Source organism: Streptomyces cynarae (assembly GCF_025642135.1).
GTDB lineage: Bacteria > Actinomycetota > Actinomycetes > Streptomycetales > Streptomycetaceae > Streptomyces > Streptomyces cynarae.
Genome location: NZ_CP106793.1, coordinates 1,062,368 through 1,078,370, shown reverse-complemented (window position 1 = coordinate 1,078,370; position 16,003 = coordinate 1,062,368). Strand labels below are relative to the sequence as shown.

Here is a 16,003-nt window from a genome sequence, read left to right as displayed (position 1 = left end):
CCGCGGAAGGTGGTATTCGATGAGCGGTTCCCTGCCCGAGACCCGGCGAGTATGGACGGTGGCCACTGCGCCGGGCATATTCCCATTCGTCGGTCACGGTATCACCCTGTTCCGGAACCCACTGCCCTTTCTGAATTCCGTTTCCAGTTACGGTGATCTGGTCGAGATACGCTTAGGTCCCCAGCGCGCCTGGCTGGTGTGCCACCCGGAGCTGGTGCACCGGGTCCTCATGGACGCCCGTACCTTCGACAAGGGCGGTCCGCAGTACGACAGGCTGCGGCCGCTGATGGGCAACGGCCTGGTCACCTGCGCCCACGAGGACCACCGACGGCAGCGCAAGCTGATCCAGCCCGCCTTCCACGCGGCCCGCATCGCCGACTGCGCGCGGGTGATGGGCGAGGAGGCCGAGTCCGTCCTCGGCGCGTGGCGGCCCGGCGAGCGGGTCGACGTGAGCGGGGCGATGCTGGCCCTGACCACCCGGGTGACCAGCCGCTTCCTGCTTTCCGACGCACTGGACGCCGCGACCGTCGCCGAGCTGCGGGACTGCCTGGCGGCCCTGGTCCGGGGCCTGTTCGTCCGTACGGTCGTGCCGCTCGCCCCCCTGTTCCGGCTGCCCACGCCCGCCAACCGCCGTTACCGCCGTGCCTTCGACCGCCTGCACGCGATCGTCGACTCCGTCATCGACGAACGGCGGCGAGGCCGCCCCCGTGACGATCTGCTGGGGAGCCTGCTGGAGGCCGAGCGGGGCCACGGGGGAGCGGCGGTCACCGGTCGGGAGATCCACGACCAGCTGATCACGCTCCTGCTCACCGGCGTCGAGAGCACGGCGATGTGCCTCGGCTCGCTGTTCGCCCTGCTGCCCCGCCATCCGGAGGCCGAGCGCCGACTGCACGCGGAGGTCGACGAGGTGCTCGCCGAGGGGCGGCCGCCCGGCCAGGAGGAACTGACGCGCCTGGTGTACACCCGCGGCGTGGTGACGGAGACGCTCCGGGTGTATCCGCCGGGCTGGCTCTTCACCCGGACCACCACCAAGGAGACCGACCTCGCAGGCGTTCGGCTCCCGAGGGGGACGACCGTGCTGTACAGCCCCTACGTCCTGCACCACGATCCCGCGTCGTTCCCCGACCCCGACCGGTTCCTGCCCGAGCGCTGGCTGCCCGGGCAGTCCGCGGCCGTGCGCAACGGCGCCCTGTTGCCCTTCGCCGCCGGCAGCCGCAAATGCGTCGGGGACGCCTTCGCCATGGCGGAGGCCACCCTGGCCGTGGCGACGGTCGCCCGCCGCTGGCGGCTGCGGCCGCTGCCCGGGCATGTCGAGCAGCCGCGCCCCGCAGCGACCCTCGGGCCGAGGGCGCTGGAGATGATCTGCGAATCCCGGTCGCAGACGCCGCCGGGGAAACCGCCGTCGCAAGCGTCCGGCACCCCGGACAAAGACGGTGCGCAGCCCTTTGGGTCTCCGCCAGAGGTCGTACGCATTCCGCCCGGCACCACCACGCGGTCCCCCCAGGAATTCCCCGCAAACGGAACGGTTACATCCTCGCCGCGGAACCGCCGGAGGGAAGGTGACAAACATGTCGGTGGAGCATGAGGACAGCACAGCCCGACCGTATGCCGGAAATCCGTCGGGAAACCTCAAGGAACTGATCGAGTCCGAGCTCTACATGCCCTTTCCCCCACTGCGCAATCCGCACGAATCGGAAGCCGCGGCCGGCGTCGAGGAATGGTTGCGGAGCTGGGGACTGACCGACGACCCCGCAGTCGCGGCGATGATCGCCCGGACCCGTCCCGCGGAACTGGCCTCCTACAACAGCCCGACCATGGACGCCGGCATCCTACGGATCGTGGCGAACCAGATCGCCTACCAGTTCGTCTTCGACGACCAGGCCGAAGAGCTCGGCCGGCGCCGGCCGAGCAGGCTGCTGCCCATGCTGTGCGAGAGCATCGGCATCCTGCGCGACGGCCGGCCGCCGACCACGCCTCTCGGGGCCGCCCTGGCCGACCTGCACCGGCAGGTCGAAGAGCGCTGCACCCCGGACCAGACGGCACGCTGGGCATGGCACGGCCGCGAGTACGTGCACGGCCTGCTGTACGAGGCGGTGGCACAGACCGACCCTCCCCGTATACGGATCGGTCTCTGCGGCTCGATACGGTCCCTCACCGCGGGCGTCGAACCCTTTTACCCGCTGTGCGAGGCAGCACAGCCCCACCAACTGTCCCCCGGCGAGCTCTGGCACCCGGCCATGCGCCGACTGCGCAGACTGTCGGCCGACGCCGCGGTGTGGATACCCGACCTGTTCTCCGCCATGAAGGAGCAGCGGGAGGGCGGCGTGATCAACCTGGCCCTGGCCTACGCCAGGGAGCACCACTGCACCCTGCCGCAGGCCGTCCGGCTCGCCATCGGAAGGATCAACCGCACCGTCAGGGAGTTCGAGCGGCTCTCCGAGCAGATCAGGCCGCGGTCGAGCCCCGCAGCCCTCGGCTATGTGGACGGCATGGCGGGCTGGATCCGCGGCTGTTACTACTGGTCCCGCGACGTGCCGCGCTACGCGGACACCGCGACCGTCCCCGTCGGCTGACGTACGACGCGCAAGCGCCGCCCCGCGTGACGGCGACGCCTCGGGCACTGCCCACTGGGCTCCCACAAGGAGCCCAGTTCGCGGCAATACCCGAGGTGGAGACGGGTAAACCGCCGTCGTTCATGATTCATTCTTTCCATACGCCGTGCCGCTCGAAAGCCCCCTGACCGCGCCCACCAGGGCATACGCTCAGCCTGACTTCCGACAGCTGACGGCAGGAAGCGGCGGGGCACATGGCACACGGACCACGGCAGCCGATCACCGGCCACCGGCACTTGCTCGAGCGGAACCGGGAACTGAAGGCGATCGACTCCGCGTTGGCGGACCTGTGCGACGCGGCCGACGGCGCCCCGCCCGCACGGCGGGGCGGACTGCTCGCCTTCACCGGATCGGCCGGCATGGGCAAGACCGCCCTCCTCGCGGAAGTCCGCTCCCGCGCCGCGACCCACGGATGCACCGTGCTCTCCGGCAAGGGCGGCGAGAACGAACAGGGCCTGGCGTTCCGCGTGGTCCGGCAACTCCTGCAGCCCGTCCTCGCGACGATGGACGACACGAACCGGCGGGAACTGCTGGGCAGTTGGTACGACATCGTCGCCGCCGCCCTCGGTCTGGAGGCGGAGTGCGCCGCGCCGGTGCCGGACCCGACCGTGGTCCGTGACGGCCTGGACTGGGTCATGACCCGCCTGACGGTGTTGAAGGCGCCCGTCGTGCTGCTCCTGGACGACATGCACTGGGCCGACGACGAGTCCCTGAGCTGGCTCGCCTCCTTCGCGCCACGGGCCCACGACCTGCCGCTGCTCATCGTCGTCGCCTACCGGCCGGACGAACTGCCCCCCGGAGCGACCGCGTTCGGCCCCCTCACCGGACGCCACGAGGGACGCCCCTACACCCTGGCGCCGCTCACCGGTGACGGCGTCGCGCGGATCCTGCGGGACGAACTGGGACAGGAAGCCGAGGACGCGTTCTGCGACGAATGCCGGCAGATCACCGGTGGCAGCCCGTTCGAGACCGTCGAGCTCGCGATCCGGCTCGGCCGGCGCCAGGTGAAGGGCACCCGTGAGGAGCTTCCCGTGATGCGGGAGCTCGCCTCCGCGGTCAAGGGCCCGGGACTGCTCGCACGCCTGCGGCGACTCGGTACGCCCACCGTCCGCTTCGCCTGGGCCGCGGCCGTGCTCGGCAGCTCCATCTCGCGGGACCTCGCGGCCGCGATCGCGGTGGTCGGCATCGAGCAGGCAGCCGAGGCGGTCGATACGCTGCGCTCCGCCCGCATCCTGGCCGAGGCCGAGGCCGAGGGCCCCGAGGGCGAGGACCCCGAGGGCGCCCTGGAGTTCGTTCACCCGCTTATCGCCACCACCGTCTACCGGGCGATCCCGCCGGGCGTGCGGGTCGGGCTGCACAACGCGGCCGCGGAGGCCGTCCGCACGGCCGGACTCGGCGCAGTCGCGGCCGCCCGGCATCTGCTGGAGGTCCCCTGCGAGGGCAACGCCGACGCGGTCGAGTGCCTGCGCGAGGCCGCCCGTGAGCACCTGCGCGCCGGGGCCCCCGAGGCCGCCCGGCGGGTCCTGACCCGGCGCTGCGCGAGCCGCCCGCCGAGGAGGAGCGTGCGGCGCTGCTCCACGAACTCGCCGGTTCGACGTTCCTGATCGACCCGGTGGCGACCGTCGGCCATCTGCGTGCGGCGCTCGCCGAGCCCGTGATCGACGACGAGCTGCGCGCCCGTATCGTCTACCGGCTGACACAGGCGCTCGCGCACACCGACCAGGTCGCTCAGGCCGCGGCCGTGGCCGCCGAAGAGGCGCGCCGGGCCACGCACTCGCGCACCCGCCTGAGGATGCGGGCCGACCACTTCCAGTGGAGTTCCTGCCGCACCGACGAACCCGATCCGCGGGCCCGCTCCCGACGGCTGGCCGGACTGGCGGCCCGGCTGCCCGGCCGGAGCCTGGAGGAACGCTGCATCCTCGGGCTGAGGGCCTGGGACGCCCTCCTGTGCTGCGAGCCGCGCAGCACGGTCCTGGAGTACGCCGAGAAGGCCCTGCGCGGCGGACTGAGCTGGACCGAGGAGGACCGCGGCTTCGAGGTGCCCGTCTCGGTCGCGCTCACGTACATGTACTGCGACCAGCCAGGACGGGCGGAGGAGCTGTTCACCCGGGGCATCGCGGAGTGCGAGGCGAAGGGCTGGCGCGGCTCCCACCTGGCGCTCGGCCAGACCCTCCTCGGCTACATCCGCTATCGCCGCGGCTGCCTCGCCGAGGCGGAGGACCTGGTACGGGAGGGGCTGCACATCGCCGAACGGGTGCGGGAGGCGCTTCCGGCGCAGTGGTTCGCGATCGGCATCCTCATCCAGATCCTGCTGGCCCGGGGACGCACCGCCGAGGCGCGCCAGGTCGCCGACGCCCACCGCTACGGCGAGACCGTCCCGCGCGCCGTCGTCTACCCCGACCCGCGCACGGTGTACGCCGAACTGCTCCTGGCGGAGGGACGCGAGGAGGAGGCGGAGAGACTGCTGTCCGCTGTCGGTGAATGGCTGGAGTCGCGGGCCTGGCGCAATCCGGCCTGGTGCCCCTGGCGGCTCGACCTGGCGTCCGCCCTCGCCGCCAGGTCCCCGCAGCGCGCGGCCCGCCTGGCCGAGGAGGCCGTCAAGCGGGCCCGGGACTTCGGCGCGGCATCCGTGATCGGCCAGGCCCTGCATCTCGAGGCCGAGGTGACTGGCGGCGCCGCCGCGCTCGACATCCACGCGGAGGCCGTGGCCCAGCTGGAGCGCTCACCGGCGTCGTACGAGCTGGCCCGGGCCCTGGTCGGGCACGGCGCCGCACTGCTGCGGGGCGCGAGGGTGCAGGAGGCCGCCGACCGGCTCTACCGAGGGTTGGAGGTCGCCGTCCACTGCGGCGCGGAGGGCGTCGCCACCCGGGCCAGGGCGGAGCTGTCCGCGGCGGGACTGCCGTCGCTGCCCCTGCGCTACGCCCAGTCGGACACCCTCACCGCTCAGGAACGCACCGCCGCCGAACTGACCGCCCAGGGCCACCCGGCGTCGGTCGTGGCCAAGGAGCTGGGTCTGACCGAGCAGGGCGTGAGGCAGTTGCTCTCCTCCGTCTACCGCAAGATCGGCACCGACGCCTCGGGGCTCGCCCGGGCCCTGACGACGTTTCCCCGGCCGTGACCGCGCCCTCACCCCACGAGCACGTCCGCCCAGCGGCTGGTGCCGCCCGGGTGGGTGTGCACGCCGCACCGGGCCGACAGTGTGGTGACGATGTCGATGCCCCGGCCGTGCTCGTCCGGGTCGACCTCGCAGGACATACGCGTGGGTCCCGTGTCGGTCACGTCGACCCGTACGGCACCGTGTCCGTCCACCAGGGTCCGCGACACTCTGAGCGTGGCCGGGGGCAGGGCGTGCACGAGCGCGTTGGTGAGCAGCTCCGAGGTCACGAGGAGCACGTCGTCAGCGGCGTCCGTGGGCACGTTCCAGCGGGTGAGGAGCGCCTGCACGCGCCGGCGCACCGCTGAGACGGCCCTGGGCGCGTACGGCAGCGGAAAAACGTGTTCCACCTCCGCGCACGGCGCGGCGCTGAGCTGCGCTGTGATCATGGGCCTTCCTCCTCCGGGCAGCGCCCTCGGCCGGGAGCCGGGCGTGATGGAACGCTAAGGACGGAAATGGTGCGGGTCAATGAACTGCGGTCGGCATTACCGAACACAAGTCCTTAATCGGGACGAATCAGGACTATGATCGCTTCATGGCAGGCCCGGTCCAGTCCATAGAGAGGGCGGCGGCGATCTTGCGCCTGCTCGCCGCCGGCCCCCGTCGGCTCGGACTCGGCGAGGTGGCGTCCGCGCTGGGCCTGGCCAAGGGCACCGCCCACGGCATCCTGCGCACCCTCCAGCACGTCGACTTCGTGGAGCAGGACGCGGCGACGGGAAAGTACCAGCTCGGTGCGGCCCTGCTGCACCTCGGCACCAGCTACCTCGATGTGAACGAGCTGCGGTCGCGCGCCATCAACTGGGCCGACGCCCTGGCCGCCCGCAGCGGGGAGGCGGTCCGCCTGGGCACCCCCCTGGAGGGCAAGGTGCTCGTGGTCCACCACGTCTTCCGGCCGGACGACACCCTCCAGACCCTGGACGTGGGCGCCCTTCTGCCGCTCCACGCCTCCTCGCTCGGCAAGGTCCTGCTGGCCTTCGGAGCAGCGCCCGTGGAACCCCTGCTGGAGACCGAACTGGAGGCGTACACCCGGCACACCCTGGTCCTCCCGGAGGACCTCACCCGGGTGCTCGGCGAAATCCGGGAGCTCGGCTGGGGCGCCGAGGTGCAGGAGATGAGTGTCGGCGAGGGCGGGATCGCCGCGCCGATCCGGGGGCACGGCGGTCTGGTGGTGGGCGCGATCGGCCTGTCCGGCCCCGTCGAGCGGATCTGCGACACCAGAGGCCGGCCCCTGCCGGCCCTGATCACCTTGCTCCGGGAGGCCGCGCGGGCGATCTCCAGAGACCTGGGCGCGGCCCGGTGGTAGGTCCGGGCGCCCCGGCGACGCATTGGGAAGGCAGGCCCGATCATGGTTGAACGGTATGTGGTGTCCATCGACCAGGGCACCACCTCCACGCGGTGCATCCTGTTCGACCACCGCGGGCGGCTGGTGTCGGTCGCCCAGAGGGAGCACCAGCAGTACTTCCCCCGGCCCGGCTGGGTGGAGCACGACGCCGTGGAGATCTGGCGCAACCTGCAGCGTGTGGTGCCCGAGGCGCTGGCCAACGCCGGTATCGACCCCGGGCAGGTCGCCGCCATCGGGATCGCCAACCAGCGCGAGACCACCGTGCTGTGGGATCCGCGCACCGGGGCCCCGCTGGGACGGGCGATCGTCTGGCAGGACACCCGTACCGGTCCCATGGTCGAGGACCTCATGGACCGGCCGGGGGAGGAGTTCTTCCTCGACCGCTGCGGCCTTCCCCCCTCCACCTACTTCTCCGCGCCCCGGATCCGCTGGCTGTTCGACAACGTCGAGGGCCTCGAGCAGCGGGCCCAGGCCGGCGAGGTGCTGTTCGGCACCATCGAGAGCTGGCTGATCTGGAACCTCACCGGCGGCACCGAGGGCGGTCTGCACATCACCGACGTCACCAACGCCAGCCGCACCATGCTGATCAACATCCGGACGCTGACCTGGGACCAGGAACTGATGGAGTTCTTCGGGGTGCCGCGCCCGATGCTGCCGGAGATCCGCTCCTCCGCCGAGATCTACGCCGAGGCCCGCTCGGTGCTCCCGGGCGTGCGCATCACGGCCGCCCTCGGCGACCAGCAGGCGGCCCTGTTCGGGCAGACCTGCTTCTCGCCCGGCGAGGCGAAGTGCACCTACGGCACCGGCAGCTTCCTGCTGATGAACACCGGTACCGACCTCGTGCGGTCCCGGCACGGGCTGCTCACCACCGTCGCGTACCGGATCGCCCCCCATCCCACGGTCTACGCCCTGGAGGGCCCCATCGCCGTCACCGGCTCCCTGGTCCAGTGGTTCCGCGACCGTCTCGGCCTGATCAACAGCGCACCCGAGATCGAGACCCTGGCCCGCACCGTCGAGGACAACGGCGGCTGCTACATCGTCCCCGCGTTCTCAGGCCTGTTCGCCCCGCACTGGCGCAGCGACGCACGCGGCGTCATCGTCGGCCTCACCTCCTACATCACCAAGGGCCACCTGGCCCGGGCCGTCCTGGAGGCCACCGGCTGGCAGACGCGGGAGGTCGTCGACGCGATCAACGCGGACTCCGGGCTCGCCCTGAAGCAGCTCAAGGTGGACGGCGGCATGACCTCCGACAACCTGCTCATGCAGTTCCTGGCCGATGTGCTCGACGTCCCCGTGGTACGGCCGATGGTCGCCGAGACGGTCTCCCTCGGCGCCGCCTACGCCGCCGGACTGGCCTCCGGCTACTGGCCCGATCTGGAGGTGCTGCGCCGCAACTGGCACCGGGCCGCCCAGTGGCTGCCCGACATGGACCCCGAGCGGCGGGAGTGGGAGTACGAGAACTGGCAGCGGGCCGTCGAGCGGTCCCTGGGCTGGGTCCGGCCGCCGAAACACCCCTCGTGACGGGGCGAAGGAACCGACCGTGGCAGCAGAGCCGCCCGCTCAGGTCCGCCGTCCCCGCAGGAGCGCGCGGATCCGCCGGGGTCCGCCCTCTTCTGCGAGGCGGGCGGGTCGCGGCGGCTCGGTCTCCGCGTCGACCACGAACTCCACGACCACGGGCCGCCGCGCGGCGAGAGCGGCGTCCCAGGTGGCGCCGATGTCCTTCGGGCGGTAGCAGTGGACACCCTCCAGGCCCAGCAGGCGGGCGTAGGCGGCGTATGGCACGTCCGGGACCGAGGAGGTGCCGCTGAGCCGGGGATTGCCGGTCTCGGCCCGCCGGTCCCAGGTCGCCTGGTTGAGGTCCCGGTTGTTGAACACGCAGAAGACCAGCGGGGGGCCGCCGGACAGCCGCTCCAGATGGTCCTTGACCGTGATCATCTCGGCCATCCCGCTCATCTGGAAGGCGCCGTCCCCCACGAAGGCGATGACCGGCCGGTCCGGATGCGCGAAGCGGGCCGCCAGGGCGTACGGGACGGCGGTGCCCATGGCCGCGTGGTGCCCCGAGAGCGCGGCGCGCATGCCGGCGCGCAGGCGGAGATGGCGCGCCCACCACACGGTGCTGGAGCCCGCGTCGGCCGTGAGCAGCGCCCGGTCGGGGAGCCGGTCGGACAGCTCGGTGGCGACGGCGGCCGGGTTGATGAGGTGCCCGAAGTGCTGCCGGGCCTCGGTGCGCCGGTTCCTGTGCCAGGTCCGCACGCTCTTCTCGACGCTTCGGCGCCAGGCGTGGTTCTTCTTGTGGTGCAGCAGGGGCAGCAGCGCCTCCAGGGTCGCCTTAGGATCGCCGACCAGACGCACGTCCCCCGGTCGGCACGGAGCGGTCACGCCCGCCTCCGGGTTGATCTCGACGCTCCGCACCGCCCACCGGCCCGGCGGCAGCCAGGCCTCGCGGGGCCCCGCCCCGACCAGCAGCAGGGTGTCGCAGGCACGCACCAGCCTCTCGCTGGCCGGACTGGCGACCCGGCCCGCCGGACCGGTCACGTACCCCAGGTCGTCGGGGAGAACGTCCAGCGCCAGCAGCGCCTTCGCCACCCCGGCACCGAGCAGCTCGGCCGCCCGCTCGACCTCCGCCCCCGCGCGCGCCGCGCCCCGCCCGATGACCATGGCCATCTTCCGGCCCTCGTCGAGGATGCCGGCCGCACGGCGGAGCTCCCCCTCCTCCGGCATCAGGACCGGCCGGCTCCCTCCGAGCGCGAGGACGTCCGGCGGAACCGCGCCGCCGGCCGATGGCGGGGCCTGCTGATCCAGGACGTCGGCCGGCAGGATCACCACGGCGACACCGCGCCGGGCCGACGCCGTCCGGAAGGCCCGGTCCAGGACGGGCCCCGCCTGGTCCGGGGAGACGACCACCTCGCAGGACTCCGACACGTCCGCGCACAGCCGGTCCAGGTGCACCGCCTGCGGCCGACGCGCCCCCGGGCCGCTCCGCGGCGTGTCGCCGAGCAGGGCCACCACCGGCTGCCGGTCCAGCCGGGCGTCGTACAGGCCGTTGAGGACCTGTACGGCCCCCGGCCCGGACGGGGCGAGGCAGCAGCCGACCGTGTCCGTGAACCGAGCGTGCCCGCAGGCCATGAAGGAGGCGGCCTCGCCGTGCCGGGCCTGGACGAACTCCGGCTCCCGGCCCGCCCGGCGGAAGGCCTCCAGCAGCGGGTCGGCCCCCTGCCCCGGATAGCCGTACACCCGGACGACGCCCCAGGCGCGCAGGCGCTCCCGTACGACTTCCGAAACCACGGCCATGAGTCCTCCCAGCACATGTGCTGTGACCAGACCTGCCCCGGGCCCGGCCGTCCCCGACCGCCGCCGGGGCGAATGGGTCCCGCCGGACCGCTTTTTCCACCCATTGGCGCAGGTCCCCGCCAGGCGTGCCCGCCCGCGGCCAAGGCCGGACGCGGGCACCCGTCCGGCGCAGCAGGCGTTTCGCCCGCGCCACGAGAGGACACGGCTGTGTCGATCGAAAGCGGACGGCTGCCCCGGGAGGACGAGCGCGTGCCGGCGTCAGAGGATGAGCGGTCCGGTGCGGCGCAGCACCGCGGAGAGCGCCTGGTGTCGGTGCTCGACCGGCGCATGCCGCTGCGGACGCCGGCACAGGAGTACCTGCGCAAGGCCTTTCCCGACCACTGGTCGTTCCTGCTCGGCGAGATCGCCCTCTACAGCCTGCTCGTTCTGATCGTGACGGGTGTCTACCTCACGTTCTACTTCCACCCGGACATGACCGAGACCCCGTACACCGGCTCCTACGCCCCGCTGCGGGGCACCCGGGCCTCCCAGGCGTACATCTCGGCGCTGGACATCAGTTTCGACGTCCGGGGCGGGCTGCTCATCCGGCAGATCCACCACTGGGGGGCGGACGTCTTCGTCGCCGCCATCGGCTGCCATCTGCTGCGGATCTTCTTCACCGGAGCCTTCCGCCGCCCCCGCGAGGTCAACTGGATGATCGGGGTGACGTTGTTCCTGCTGGCCCTGCTCGAGGGGTTCTGCGGCTACTCGCTCCCCGACGACCTGCTCTCCGGCACGGGGCTGCGCACCTCGCAGGGGATCGTGCTGTCGATCCCCGTCATCGGCACCTATCTGAGCTTCTTCGTCTTCGACGGCCAGTACCCGGGACACGCCATCATCCCCCGGCTGTACATCGCGCACGTCCTGCTGGTCCCCGGCCTGCTTCTGCTCCTGATCCGGGTGCACCTCGGGCTCGTGGTGCAACTCAAGCACACCCAGTGGGCCGAGCCCGGACGCACCAACCGCAACGCGGTCGGCAAGCCGCTCTTCCCCCAGTACGCCGCCAAGTCGACGGGGCTGTTCTTCGCCGTCGCCGGTGCCCTCACCCTGATGGCGGCGCTGTTCCAGATCAACCCGATCTGGGATTTCGGTCCCTACCGCGCGGACCATGTGTCGCTGGACTCGCAGCCCGACTGGTACGTCGGCTATCTGGAGGGCGCCCTGCGCCTGATGCCCGCCTGGGAGATGAACTTCGCCGGCCACACGATCGCCTGGGACGTGTTCCTGCCCGGGGTGGCGCTGCCCGCCGTGTTGTTCGGGGTCCTCTACTGCTATCCACTGTTCGAACGCTGGCTGACGGGACCGTCCCACGAGCACCACCTGTGCGACCGGCCGCGCAACCAGCCCACGCGCACGGCGCTCGGCGTGGCGGGCGTGACCGTCTACGCGGTGCTGCTGATGGCCGGGGGCCAGGACGTGCTCGCGTACGTCTTCCACGTTCCGGTCGAGTACCTGACCTACGCCTTCCGCACCCTGCTGTTCGTCGGGCCCCTCTTCGCCTACTGGGCGACGCGGCGTCTGTGCCTGGGACTCCAGACGGCGGACCGGCGCAGGCTGCGGGAGGGAGGGGGCACCGGGGACGTACGGCGCACGGCGGCGGGCGGCTACCGCGAGGGCCGGACACCGCTCCCGGCCGAGGAGGCCTACCGGATCCTGGTGCGCGACACCCCCCGCCCCAGGGCGCACGGCACGGAGGCATGGCGGCTCTTCCGCCGGCACCGGGTGCGCAACCGGCTCAGCGCCTGGTACTTCGGCGACCGCGTCGAACTGCCCGCCGCCGACTGGCAGAAGCGGGCGGTACGTGCCGTGACCGCCGACCCGGAGGAGACCGAGAAGGCCCACAGCGGCTAGTTCGCCGGGGTCAGCCGGTGCGTCGTAGTTCCCGGGTCTCCTCGGCGTGGATCCACCGCCAGGTCACCGTCAGCGCCGCGAGACCGACCGGCAGCATGGACACCACCATGGAGAGCCCCGCCGCGTCCTCACCCGCGGCGATCAGCCCCACGGCGGGCAGGTCGAGCAACGGCATGGACAGGTAGAGGTAAAGGCATCTGCCGGGGTCCGTCAGACGGTGCCGGGTGCCCACGACCGGCAGCCAGAACCACACCGCCGCCACCACCACGGCCGCCTCCCACCAGGCCATGGGGCCAGGCGGCCGGGCAGCCCCGGTGTGCGCGAGCGTCACCGCGGCGTGCAGTACGAGGAAGAACGGCAGCGCGGCCCCCGCGGGCAGCGACAGGCGCCACCACACCGGGTGCCGCCGGGTGGCCCGGATCACGCCCGGGACCAGCGCGGACACCGACAGCCCGGTCACCGCCATGGTCCAGGCGGGGCCGGCCATCGCGTGCCCGGTCACGCCTCACCCCTCGCCCGGGGTCGAGGCGCCCCGTACGGCCAGGGCGGCGGCCACCCCCAGCAGCGGGACGGCCACGACCAGCAGCCACAGGCCGTACACGGCGGAGAGCACGCCCAGGGTGATCCCCGCCGCCGCGGGCAGGACCGCCGGCGCGCCGCCCCGGGGCAGCCGGTAGCGGGTGTGCTCCTCCGGCCCGGCCTCCGAGGAGCCGAGCACGAGCAGTGCGGCCAGTTCGAGCAGCGCCACCACCGAGCCCCACAGCCAGTAGACGAGGCTCGCCTCCCCGTAGACGGAGAGGACCGCGAGCAGGACGCCGTTGAGCAGCCCCCACCCGGCCACCATGACCGCTGCCGCGTGCCGTTTCACCCGCGGCTCCCGGACAGCGTTGCCCGGTCGTCCGGCTCCCCCTGCCCCTCCCTCAGCGTCAGCAGCGGGGCGTGGCCGCGCACCGGCGGCACCGGGTACTCCGGCGTGAAGTTCGTGGCGGGCGGGGGCGAGGAGGTGGCCCATTCCAGGGTGCCCGCACCCCAGGGGTCGGGCGGCGCGGGCACATGGCGGCCCAGCGAGCGCTTGCGCAGCGTCCACAGCACATTGACGACGAACACGACCATGCCCGCCGCCAGCACCGCCGCTCCGCAGCTGGCCAACAGGTTGAGCAGGCTGAATCCGTCGAAGGGGGCGTAGCTGACGACGCGGCGTGGCATGCCCTCGTAACCGAGGGCGAACATGGGCAGGAAGGTCAGGTTGGTGCCGATCACCAGCAGCACGAAGTGCAGACGGCCCAGGCGCTCGCCCAGCTCCACACCGGTGGCCTTCGGGAACCAGAAGTAGACGGCCGCGAACAGCCCGAAGGCGCTGCCGGCGAACAGCACGTAGTGCAGATGGGCCACCACGAAGTAGCTGTCCGTCAGGTGGTAGTCGAGGACCGGGGTGCCGACCATGATCCCGGTCAGGCCCCCGATCAGGAACTGCGGCAGGAAGGCCAGGGCGAAGAGCATCGGGGTGCGGAAGACCAGCCGGCCGCCGAGCACCGTGCCGATCATGGCGAAGTACTCCACGCCCGCCGGGACCAGCAGGCTGATCGACGTCAGGGAGTAGTAGTCGTTCGCAACCTGTCCGGTCGCGAACATGTGGTGGGCCCACACACTCATGGACAGAGCGGCGAACACGAGCAGGGACAGGACGGTCCCCTTGTAGCCGAAGAACGCCCGCCCGGAGAAGACGGCCAGCACCTCGGCGACCGCCCCTAGATACGGGAAGAACATCACGTACACGACCGGGTGGCCGTAGAACCAGAACAGGTGCTGGTAGCCGATGTTCCACGCGTTCGCGTGGAAGACGGACGGGTCGGCGCGGCCCGCGGCGAGCAGGGCCATCGCGGCCAGGAGCGAGGGGAAGGAGCCGATGACCATCAGGCAGCTGGCGACCATGGACCAGGTGAAGACGGGCATCCGCAGCATGGTCATCCCCTGGGTCCGCTTGCGCAGCGCCGTCCAGAGCACGGTCCAGCCCATGAGGATCATGCCGGTGGTGGAGAGCACCACGCCGACGATCCACAGGTCGGGTCCCACGCCGGGGGAGAAGTCGCTGTCGGCCAGCGGCGGATACGAGAACCAGCCCGAACTGGCGCTGCCGTTGGCGGCGGCGAGACTGACCAGCACCAGAACGGCCCCGCACACGTAGAGCCAGTAGCCGAGCAGTGTGGTGCGGGGCGCGGCGATGGCCGGGGCCCCGATCTGCAGCGGGACCAGGTAGACACCCATCCCGAGGGCGAACGGCGTGATGACCAGGTAGATCATCCCCGAGCCGTGCAGGGTGAACAGTTGGCTGTAGGTGTGCGGGAGCACCAGGTCCAGCTCCGGCTGGGCGAGCTGACCGCGCATGATCAGGGCGAAGACGCCCATCACCAGCAGCAGCACCAGCGAGGTGGCGACGGTCAGCAGCCCGATCCGCTTGTGGTCGGTGCTGGTCGCCCAGCCGAGCCAGTTCCCCGCCGGCACCTCCTTGGACCCGCTCGGCGCCTGAGCGGTCGTCATGCGGGCGTACCGCCCGCCGGTGCCCCCGCGTGCTGTGCCAGCCACTTGTCGTACGCCGCGGGCGAGACGGCCCTCAGCCAGAAGTCCATCGTGTGGTGGCGGTCCCCGCAGAACTCCCCGCACCGGCCGATCCACCGGCCCTCGCGGTCCACGGTGAGGGTGACGGTGTTCACGTGGTGCGGGAAGATGTCCCGCTTGTAGCGGAGATCGGGCACCCACAGCGAGTGGATGACGTCCGGTGAGGCCATCTTGAACCTGATCGGCCGTCCCGTCGGCACCACGAGAGTCGGCCGCCTTCCCGCCCGGCAGTCGGCACGCACCGCGAGCGGCTTCCTGGCCTGCGGGTAGTCGAACCGCCAGCACCACTGGAACGCCGTGACGGTCACCTCGACCGGATCGCCGTGCGCCGCCGCGCGGTGCTCGTCGTGATTCTGCCGGGCCGTGTAGACGACCAGGAAGGCCGCCACGGCGACCAGCACGGCGACGTAGAAGGCTTCGGGACGGGTGTGTTCGAGCCGGCGCGACGGGCGGCGCCGGGCCCCTGCCCGGCGCCGTACCACGGCGAGGCACACCAGCATCGCGACGACGGCGAACACGAACGCGGCGAGGGCGGACTCGAGGGCGAACACCGTCCCGAAGAACTGCCGCGTGGTCATGGGGCTCCTGTTGTGTCGCGCCGGACGCGTGAACAGGAACGGACATTACGGGCGAACGGCGTTTCCCGGCCAGGTGACACTCCGCACGCCCATGGTTCAGCGGGGGCGCCGGGAGCCGTGCCGCAACGCAACCATCCGCCAGATCCTGACCTCGCGCATGATTCCGGGCATCTCCCTCACCAGCAGGGTCAGCGCCAAGCCGCCCACGATCAGCGCCTCCGCCATCAGCACTCGTCTGGCCGTCATCTTCCGTCCTCCTCGCTCGTCGTAAGTGCGGCCGCGCCCCAGCGGGCGCGGCCGTGGCCGGTACCTCATCCCGGGGAGAGACTCGGCATCATCTTCATGATCGCGTCGTGCTTCTTCCAATGGATCCCGGTCGAGCGCCGCGCGTCGGCGGTGCCGTCCTTGTGGTGTCCGGGCTGCCGGTGGTAGGGGCCCTTGTTCCCCTGGTGCAGCCCGGTGACGTGCCGGGGCGTATAGGTTTTGACCTGCGGTCTGCCTACTCGGATCCTGCCCATCG

Annotated in this window: 13 protein-coding genes and 1 pseudogene; 6 read left to right on the top strand and 8 right to left on the bottom strand. The window is 72.0% G+C overall.

From position 1 onward, the window contains the following. Nucleotides 1-19: 19 nt before the first annotated feature. The 3 genes and pseudogenes from N8I84_RS05175 (at nt 20) to N8I84_RS43065 (ending at nt 5,730) form a co-directional block, all read left to right on the top strand. Entirely contained in the window at nt 20-1,585 is a 1,566-nt protein-coding gene (locus N8I84_RS05175; RefSeq protein WP_263228423.1) for a cytochrome P450, read from the top strand. After that, nucleotides 1,569-2,573, top strand: a complete 1,005-nt coding sequence (locus N8I84_RS05170) for a (-)-alpha-amorphene synthase (RefSeq protein ID WP_263228421.1) — start codon at nt 1,569-1,571, stop codon at nt 2,571-2,573. Before N8I84_RS05175 ends, N8I84_RS05170 begins: the two co-directional genes overlap by 17 nt. Nucleotides 2,574-2,806: 233 nt before the next feature. Beyond that, nucleotides 2,807-5,730, top strand: a pseudogene (locus tag N8I84_RS43065) (ATP-binding protein). An 8-nt stretch (nt 5,731-5,738) separates the two neighbouring features. Here N8I84_RS43065 and N8I84_RS05160 read toward each other — a convergent pair. Continuing rightward, nucleotides 5,739-6,155, bottom strand: coding sequence for an ATP-binding protein (locus N8I84_RS05160; protein WP_263228420.1), 417 nt, complete (start codon nt 6,153-6,155; stop codon nt 5,739-5,741). 146 nt (nt 6,156-6,301) lie between these two features. On the opposite strand from N8I84_RS05160, the gene N8I84_RS05155 reads away from it, so the two are divergent. Both N8I84_RS05155 and glpK read left to right on the top strand, forming a co-directional pair. Further along, a complete protein-coding gene (locus N8I84_RS05155) occupies nt 6,302-7,069 on the top strand; it encodes an IclR family transcriptional regulator (RefSeq protein WP_263228419.1) in 768 nt (255 codons plus the stop codon). A gap of 42 nt (nt 7,070-7,111) precedes the next feature. Beyond that, the gene (gene glpK, locus N8I84_RS05150) at nt 7,112-8,629 is read left to right on the top strand and encodes a glycerol kinase GlpK (RefSeq protein WP_263228418.1); all 1,518 of its coding nucleotides are present in this window, start codon (nt 7,112-7,114) and stop codon (nt 8,627-8,629) included. Nucleotides 8,630-8,668: 39 nt separating this feature from the next. On the opposite strand, the gene N8I84_RS05145 is transcribed toward glpK, so the two are convergent. Continuing rightward, nucleotides 8,669-10,399 carry a thiamine pyrophosphate-dependent enzyme gene (locus tag N8I84_RS05145; RefSeq protein WP_263228416.1) on the bottom strand — a complete coding sequence of 577 codons (1,731 nt, stop codon included), beginning with the start codon at nt 10,397-10,399 and terminating at the stop codon, nt 8,669-8,671. Between the two features lie 327 nt (nt 10,400-10,726). Between N8I84_RS05145 and qcrB the strand changes: the two genes are divergently transcribed. Next, nucleotides 10,727-12,289: a cytochrome bc1 complex cytochrome b subunit gene (gene qcrB / locus N8I84_RS05140; RefSeq protein ID WP_263234665.1), complete on the top strand. Its 1,563-nt coding sequence runs from the start codon at nt 10,727-10,729 to the stop codon at nt 12,287-12,289. 10 nt (nt 12,290-12,299) lie between these two features. Here the strand turns inward: qcrB and N8I84_RS05135 are convergent, their stop codons facing one another. From N8I84_RS05135 to N8I84_RS05110, 6 genes are all read right to left on the bottom strand, one after another. Next, a complete protein-coding gene (locus N8I84_RS05135; RefSeq protein ID WP_263228414.1) occupies nt 12,300-12,791 on the bottom strand; it encodes a hypothetical protein in 492 nt (163 codons plus the stop codon). A 3-nt stretch (nt 12,792-12,794) separates the two neighbouring features. Further along, the gene (locus N8I84_RS05130; RefSeq protein ID WP_263228413.1) at nt 12,795-13,157 is read right to left on the bottom strand and encodes a hypothetical protein; all 363 of its coding nucleotides are present in this window, start codon (nt 13,155-13,157) and stop codon (nt 12,795-12,797) included. Next, nucleotides 13,154-14,827 carry a cytochrome c oxidase subunit I gene (locus tag N8I84_RS05125; protein ID WP_263228412.1) on the bottom strand — a complete coding sequence of 558 codons (1,674 nt, stop codon included), beginning with the start codon at nt 14,825-14,827 and terminating at the stop codon, nt 13,154-13,156. The genes N8I84_RS05130 and N8I84_RS05125 overlap by 4 nt, the downstream gene beginning before the upstream one ends. Beyond that, nucleotides 14,824-15,483, bottom strand: a complete 660-nt coding sequence (locus N8I84_RS05120) for a cytochrome c oxidase subunit II (protein WP_263228410.1) — start codon at nt 15,481-15,483, stop codon at nt 14,824-14,826. The genes N8I84_RS05125 and N8I84_RS05120 overlap by 4 nt, the downstream gene beginning before the upstream one ends. 96 nt (nt 15,484-15,579) lie before the next feature. Further along, a complete protein-coding gene (locus N8I84_RS05115; RefSeq protein ID WP_200422822.1) occupies nt 15,580-15,729 on the bottom strand; it encodes a hypothetical protein in 150 nt (49 codons plus the stop codon). 65 nt (nt 15,730-15,794) lie between these two features. Then, on the bottom strand, nt 15,795-16,001 hold the full coding sequence (locus N8I84_RS05110; RefSeq protein WP_263228408.1) for a hypothetical protein: 207 nt from the start codon (nt 15,999-16,001) through the stop codon (nt 15,795-15,797). Between the last annotated feature and the right edge of the window lie 2 nt (nt 16,002-16,003).

What these genes read in the sequence shown, in the direction of transcription:
- N8I84_RS05175 (WP_263228423.1), top strand. Translation starts at nt 20, where the DNA reads ATGAGCGGTTCCCTGCCCGAGACCCGGCGAGTATGGACGGTGGCCACT.
- N8I84_RS05170 (WP_263228421.1), top strand. Translation starts at nt 1,569, where the DNA reads ATGTCGGTGGAGCATGAGGACAGCACAGCCCGACCGTATGCCGGAAAT.
- N8I84_RS05160 (WP_263228420.1), bottom strand. Translation starts at nt 6,155, where the DNA reads ATGATCACAGCGCAGCTCAGCGCCGCGCCGTGCGCGGAGGTGGAACAC.
- N8I84_RS05155 (WP_263228419.1), top strand. Translation starts at nt 6,302, where the DNA reads ATGGCAGGCCCGGTCCAGTCCATAGAGAGGGCGGCGGCGATCTTGCGC.
- glpK (WP_263228418.1), top strand. Translation starts at nt 7,112, where the DNA reads ATGGTTGAACGGTATGTGGTGTCCATCGACCAGGGCACCACCTCCACG.
- N8I84_RS05145 (WP_263228416.1), bottom strand. Translation starts at nt 10,399, where the DNA reads ATGGCCGTGGTTTCGGAAGTCGTACGGGAGCGCCTGCGCGCCTGGGGC.
- qcrB (WP_263234665.1), top strand. Translation starts at nt 10,727, where the DNA reads ATGCCGCTGCGGACGCCGGCACAGGAGTACCTGCGCAAGGCCTTTCCC.
- N8I84_RS05125 (WP_263228412.1), bottom strand. Translation starts at nt 14,827, where the DNA reads ATGACGACCGCTCAGGCGCCGAGCGGGTCCAAGGAGGTGCCGGCGGGG.
- N8I84_RS05120 (WP_263228410.1), bottom strand. Translation starts at nt 15,483, where the DNA reads ATGACCACGCGGCAGTTCTTCGGGACGGTGTTCGCCCTCGAGTCCGCC.
- N8I84_RS05115 (WP_200422822.1), bottom strand. Translation starts at nt 15,729, where the DNA reads ATGACGGCCAGACGAGTGCTGATGGCGGAGGCGCTGATCGTGGGCGGC.
- N8I84_RS05110 (WP_263228408.1), bottom strand. Translation starts at nt 16,001, where the DNA reads ATGGGCAGGATCCGAGTAGGCAGACCGCAGGTCAAAACCTATACGCCC.